Raw genomic sequence first — 6428 nt, forward strand, 5'->3', positions numbered from 1 at the left:
CCATGGCGATGAGGTGGACGGCTCCGGCCGCAGGACCGATCGAGACGTGGGTTCTCGGCGAGGTCGAGGTGGCTCCGCCCGGCGTCGGCGAGGTCACGGTGCGCGTGCACGCCGCGGGCATCAACCCCGCCGATGCCAAGCACGTCGCCCAGGCGCGCCCGGGCGCTGAGTTCCCCGTCGCGATCGGCTACGAGCTCTCCGGCGAGGTGACGGCCGTCGGCCCCGATGCCGTCGGTGGATCCGGCGCGCTGCACGTCGGCGACGAGGTCGTGGCGTTCCGCGTGCAGGGCGCGTACGCGACCGAGATCACGGTGCCCGCTCGCGACGTCTTCGCCAAGCCCGCACGGCTCTCGCACGCCGAGGCGGCCAACCTGCTTCTGGCGGGAACGACGGCGGCCGAGATGATCCAGGTCACGCGGGTGACCGCGGGTGACACGGTGCTGCTCCACGCCGCCTCGGGCGCGGTCGGCGTGAGCCTGCTGCAGCAGGCGCGCGAGCTCGGTGTGCGCGTCATCGGCACGGTGGGACCGGATGCCGACGACTCGGAGGCGCGCGTCCGCCACTACGGCGGTATCCCGGTGGCCTACGGCGAGGGCCTCGCCGAACGTGTCGAGACCGCAGCCGAGGGTGCTCCCGTCGTCGCCGCGTGGGATGCCGCGGGCACCGACGAGGCGATCGACGTCTCGCTCGCGCTGGTGTCGGAACGCGACCACATCGTCACGATCGTGCGTCCCGACCGCGCCGAGGCCGACGGGTTCCTGTGGATCGCAGGTTCGCGGCCGGAGAGCGCCCGGTTCCGCGACATCGCCCGTGCCCGCGTTCTGGAGCTGGCGGCATCCGGGGCTCTCGAGGTGCCGGTCGCGCGCACCTACCCGCTCGCCGATGCGATCGACGCCGTGGGCTTCGTCATGACCGGCCACCCGGGCGGCAAGGTGGCGTTGCTGGCGTAGTGGCGGCGCGGCTGGGGTACAGACGCCAGCGACGCGGGGCCTTCGCGTGGGACTGCTACGATCGCTCCATGCGCTTCGGTGGCCTTCTTCTTCTTAGTTGCCGCGACGAGTCCTCGTTCTAAGGGCCTTCCTCGTCGCGGAGATCGTCGTCGGCCCCACCGAACGAATCTAAAGAAGCGACACATCATGAAGAACACCCAGAAGCCCACGTCCGCTCCGGTGCACAAGTACCGTCCGTTCCACGAGCAGATCCGGGTCGACATGCCCGATCGCACGTGGCCGTCGAAGCGCATCGAAGTCGCCCCCCGCTGGTGCGCCGTCGATCTGCGCGACGGAAACCAGGCCCTCATCGATCCGATGAGCCCCGAGCGCAAGCGCGTGATGTTCGACCTGCTCGTGAAGATGGGCTACAAGGAGATCGAGGTCGGCTTCCCCAGCGCCAGCCAGACCGATTTCGACTTCGTGCGCCAGCTGATCGAAGAGGACCTGATCCCCGACGACGTCACGATCCAGGTGCTGACCCAGGCGCGCGAGCACCTGATCGCCCGCACGTACGAGTCGATCGCCGGCGCGAAGCAGGCCATCGTTCACCTGTACAACTCCACGAGCGTGCTGCAGCGCGAGGTCGTGTTCCGCACCGACCAGCAGGGGATCGTCGACATCGCGCTCGAGGGCGCCCGTCTGTGCAAGCAGTACGAGGCGACCATTCCTCAGACCGAGGTCTACTACGAGTACTCGCCCGAGAGCTACACCGGTACCGAGCTCGAGTTCGCCCTGCGCATCTGCAATGAGGTGCTGGAGGTCTTCCAGCCGACGCCCGAGCGCAAGGTCATCCTGAACCTGCCCGCCACGGTCGAGATGGCCACCCCGAACGTCTACGCCGACTCGATCGAGTGGATGTCGCGCCACCTCAACCACCGCGAGAACGTCATCCTGTCTCTGCACCCGCACAACGACCGCGGCACGGCCGTCGCGGCGGCGGAGCTCGGGTACATGGCCGGCGCCGACCGCATCGAGGGCTGCCTGTTCGGCAACGGGGAGCGCACCGGAAACGTCGACCTGGTCGCCCTGGGCGTCAACCTGCTGACGCAGGGCATCGACCCGCAGATCGACTTCAGCGACATCGACCAGGTCAAGCGCACCGTCGAGTACTGCAACCAGCTGCCCGTGCCCGAGCGCAGCCCCTGGGCCGGCGACCTGGTGTTCACCGCCTTCAGTGGTTCGCATCAGGATGCCATCAAGAAGGGCTTCGAGGCGATGGAGGCCCGCGCGGCGTCCGAGGGCAAGAGCATCGACGACATCGAGTGGGCGGTTCCCTACCTGCCGATCGACCCGAAGGACCTGGGCCGCTCGTACGAGGCGGTCATCCGCGTCAACTCGCAGTCGGGCAAGGGCGGCGTCGCCTACCTGCTGAAGGCCGACCACGCGATCGACCTGCCCCGGAAGCTGCAGATCGAATTCTCGGGCGTCGTGCAGACCCGCACCGACGCCGAGGGCGGCGAGGTGTCGAGTGCCCAGATCTGGGACATCTTCACCGACGAGTACCTGCCCGCCGAAGACCAGGACCAGCGCTGGGGTCGTTTCGAGCTGCTGTCGACGCGCTCGTCGAGTGACATGTCGGGCGACGTGCACCTCGATGTCGCCCTGCGCGACGGCGACGAGACCCACCCCGCCTCGGCCGTCGGAAACGGCCCCGTGGCCGCGTTCCTCGAGATCGTGCGCGCGCAGGGCTTCGACGTCACGCTCTACGACTACGTCGAGCACGCCCTGAGCTCGGGCGGCGACGCCCAGGCCGCGGCGTACGTCGAACTGCAGGTCGACGACCAGCGCCTGTGGGGCGTCGGCATCGACGGTGACATCTCGACGGCGTCGCTGAAGGCGATCGTCTCGGGAGTGAACCGCGCGATCCGCACCCGTCAGTCGGCCGACGCCCTCGCCGGCGTCTGACCTCGAGGCCGAAGAACACGGCCGTGGCCTACGCCCACGGACACCACGAGAGCGTGCTGCGTTCCCACGCCGCACGCACCGTCGCCGACTCAGCGGCGTACCTGGTGTCCTCGTTGTTCGCCGGCGCCCGCATCCTCGATGTGGGCGCCGGCCCCGGCACCATCACCGTCGACCTCGCCGACCGGGTCTTCCCGGGGCGGGTCGTGGGAGTGGATGCCGCGCCCGACGTCGTCGAGGTCGCCCGCGTCACCGCGGGGGAGCGCACGAACGTCGAGTTCCGCATCGATGACGCGTACGACCTCGATGCGCCCGACGGGTCGTTCGACATCGTGCATGCGCATCAGGTCCTTCAGCACCTGGCCCGACCCGTCGACGCCCTGCGTGAGTTCCGCCGCGTGGCGGGGCCCGAGGGCCTGGTCGCGGTGCGCGACGTCGACTACGGCGGGGTGATCTGGCATCCACGGATCCCCGCCCTCGACGAGTGGCTCGAGATCTACCACGGGGTGCACCGCGGGGTGTCGGGCGAGCCCGACGCGGGCCGGCGGCTCAAGGCGTGGGCGCGCGAGGCGGGGTTCGCCCGCATCGAGGCGAGTGCGAGCGTGTGGGTCTTCGACACGCCCGAGAAGCGGGCCTGGTGGGGCGGTATGTGGGCTGACCGCGTGCTCGCCTCGGCGTTCGCGGGGCACGCGAAGAGGCTCGGCCTCGCCGACGACGCCGCGCTGCAGCGCATCTCCGATGCGTGGCGCGAGTGGGCGGCGCACCCCGACGGGTGGATCCTGCTGCCGCACGGCGAGGTGCTCGCCCGGGCCTGACCCGCGGCTGACCCGCGCGGGGGAGCGGAGCGATGGGTGCGAGGATGAATCCGTGCCCACCGTCTCCGCTCTGTACCGCTATCCCGTGAAGGGCTTCACCCCCGAACGGCGCGACCGCCTCGTCATCCAGGACGACGGGCGGGTGCAGGGCGACCGTGCCCTCGTGTTCCGCTTCGCCGACGCGCTCGAGCCCGAAGACGCGACGTTCCCGAAGAGCCGCGGCCTGGCGCTGATGACCTTCCCCACGCTGGCGCGCGTCGATCTCGCGTATGACGACGAGAGACAGACATTGCGGCTCCAGGTCGACGACATCGACGTCGAGGCCGACCTCAGTCCCGCGGGCCGCGCGCGTCTCGCCGACGCCGTGACGGCGTATCTGCGCACGACCAGCGACGCGAAGCTGCTCGATGCCGACGGCATCCTTCCCCTCGGGCTGCTCGGCGACGGCCGCACCGCGAGGTTCCAGGACCGCCCGCGCGGATACGTCTCGCTGCACGGCGCCGCGTCGGTCGACGCCCTGGATGCCAGGGTGCCCGCGCCCGTCGACGACCGGCGATTCCGCTCGAACATCGTGGTCGGCGACACCGCCGCGTGGGCCGAGCTCGACTGGCGCGGTCGCGTGCGCATCGGCGAGGTGGAATTCGAGGTGCAGAAGCCGATCGAGCGCTGCGCCGCGATCACCGCCAACCCCGACACCGGAGTGCGCGACGCGCGACTGCTGCGCGTGCTGACGACGGAGTTCGGCCAGGACGAGCCGACGCTCGGCATCCTGCTGCTCCCCGCCGAGGGCGGTGGCACAGTCCGGGTGGGCGACGCGGTGGTGGTGGAGGGCGACTGACGAGGGCGCCGACGAGGCACCCCGACACCCTCGAACCACCCGCCTCGTGTGCCGACGGGCCGGCGCCGGCATGCGCGATGCGCCGTCGACGATCACGCGGCCCGCGGTTTCACTGGCGGTGGTCGACGGCCTCGTCAGCGACGTCGACCTCAATGCCGTCTCGGGCGATAGGCAGGTGCGCGAACTCTCCATGCTCGAAGAAGACGGCCTGGTTAAAGAGGCCGTCGACGGCCTCAAGACCGTGTACGAGATCACGGATGCCGGAGGCGTCGAGGTCTCGAATCGCACCGGGGACCTGGAGGGCATCCAAGCGCGTCTGGCCGACAGCGTTCGCCCAACCGCCGACGAGGCGCGGAAGCGTGCGGGATGCCGTGCGCAGTCTGCGTGCTGACCTGGCCGCCATCTCCCGCGAGGCGCGTGAGCAGGCGCACGCGGCTCCCGTCGACGATCCGCGCTCCCGCAGCCCGAGCAGTTGTCCCGCGCCGATGCTGCGACCAGCGAGTTCCGTGGGTGCACGCGCTCGGAGTTGCGGGCTCACGTCTCGCACGGCGGCGGGCTCTCGGCATCCGGAGTTGACGAGATCGAGGCGGCCCGGCGTCAGGCGTCCGATGCCGTCGCGCCCTCGATGCGCAGCTGACGCTCCGGCCACACGCCTCGGGTCCCCCTCACTGTGCGGCGAGGGGGACCCGAGGGGCGTGAATCAGCTGGTCTTCATCACGATCATCGCGGTGCTGGAGACAGTCGAGTTGGTAGCCAGCCGCTGCGCGACCTGGCCCGCCGGCAGGCTCACCGAGACCGGAGAAAGTCGGTCGGCTGNGATCATCGCGGTGCTGGAGACAGTCGAGTTGGTAGCCAGCCGCTGCGCGACCTGGCCCGCCGGCAGGCTCACCGAGACCGGAGAAAGTCGGTCGGCTGTGGATCCATCACCCACCTGACCGGCGCTGTTGAATCCCCAGGCCTTTACTGACCCATCCGACAACAACGCAAACCCGTTGTAACCGGCACCCGCGACCTGCGTCACACCCGAGGTCAACCCCGACACCTGAACCGGCGACGACCGATTCGTGCTGGACCCATCGCCGACCATGCCAGTGCCGTTGAGCCCCCAGGCCTTTACCGACCCATCCGACAACAAGGCATAGCCGGTGTGAAGGCCGGCCGCGATCTGCTTCACAGCCGACGTCAAACCCGACACCGGAACCGGCGTCAACCGCCCCGTCGTCGACCCATCACCTACCTGACCACTGCCGTTGAACCCCCACGCCCTCATCGAACCATCCGACAACAACGCGAACCCCGTATGACCGGCAGACGCGATCTGCGTCACACCCGAGGTCAACCCCGACACCTGAACCGGCGACCACCGGTTCGTCAACGACCCATCGCCTACCTGACCAGCGTCATTGAAACCCCACGCCCTCACCGACCCATCCGCCAACAACGCAAACCCCGTGGCGGCGGCGGCCGCGATCTGCGTCACACCCGAGGTCAACCCGTACACCTGAACCGGCGACCACCGGTTCGTCAACGACCCATCACCCACCGCACCATTGCCGTTGAACCCCCACGCCTTCACCGACCCATCCGCCAACAACGCAAACCCCACGGCAGCGGCAGCAGCAATCTGCTTCACACCCGAGGTCAACCCCAACACCGGAGCCCAGGTCGACCGACTCGTCAGAGAGCCATCACCCAACTGACCGTAATTGTTGCTCCCCTTCGTCCACACGGCACCATTCGCCAACAGCACCATGAACCACGAATTCTCGCCCCCCACAGCGACCGCATCAACAACCGGAGACGGAAACACCAACTCCGACTGCGCCAACACCGACGAATACCCGAGCCCCGCCACAACCACATTCGACCCCAACACCGAGA

Annotated in this window: 5 protein-coding genes and 1 pseudogene; 5 read left to right on the forward strand and 1 reads right to left on the reverse strand. The window is 69.3% G+C overall.

Features of this window, described 5'->3' with window-relative positions:
* The first annotated feature begins 2 nt into the window (after positions 1-2).
* From ASF96_RS13360 to ASF96_RS17275, 5 genes are all read left to right on the forward strand, one after another.
* Positions 3-950 carry a quinone oxidoreductase family protein gene (locus ASF96_RS13360; RefSeq protein WP_055939976.1) on the forward strand — a complete coding sequence of 316 codons (948 nt, stop codon included), beginning with the start codon at positions 3-5 and terminating at the stop codon, positions 948-950.
* A gap of 186 nt (positions 951-1136) precedes the next feature.
* Positions 1137-2897 (forward strand): 2-isopropylmalate synthase, encoded by a 1761-nt coding sequence (leuA, locus tag ASF96_RS13365; RefSeq protein WP_055939977.1) that lies wholly within the window; start codon positions 1137-1139, stop codon positions 2895-2897.
* A 23-nt stretch (positions 2898-2920) separates the two neighbouring features.
* Positions 2921-3709, forward strand: a complete 789-nt coding sequence (locus ASF96_RS13370; RefSeq protein ID WP_055939979.1) for a methyltransferase domain-containing protein — start codon at positions 2921-2923, stop codon at positions 3707-3709.
* A gap of 52 nt (positions 3710-3761) precedes the next feature.
* A complete protein-coding gene (locus ASF96_RS13375; protein ID WP_055939981.1) occupies positions 3762-4547 on the forward strand; it encodes an MOSC domain-containing protein in 786 nt (261 codons plus the stop codon).
* Positions 4548-4617: 70 nt separating this feature from the next.
* A complete protein-coding gene (locus ASF96_RS17275; protein WP_055939983.1) occupies positions 4618-4938 on the forward strand; it encodes a hypothetical protein in 321 nt (106 codons plus the stop codon).
* 426 nt (positions 4939-5364) lie between these two features.
* Here the strand turns inward: ASF96_RS17275 and ASF96_RS17650 are convergent.
* Positions 5365-6423, reverse strand: a pseudogene (locus ASF96_RS17650) (RCC1 domain-containing protein); the annotation flags it as partial.
* Between the last annotated feature and the right edge of the window lie 5 nt (positions 6424-6428).

This window comes from Microbacterium sp. Leaf179 (assembly GCF_001423785.1).
Classification (GTDB): domain Bacteria; phylum Actinomycetota; class Actinomycetes; order Actinomycetales; family Microbacteriaceae; genus Microbacterium.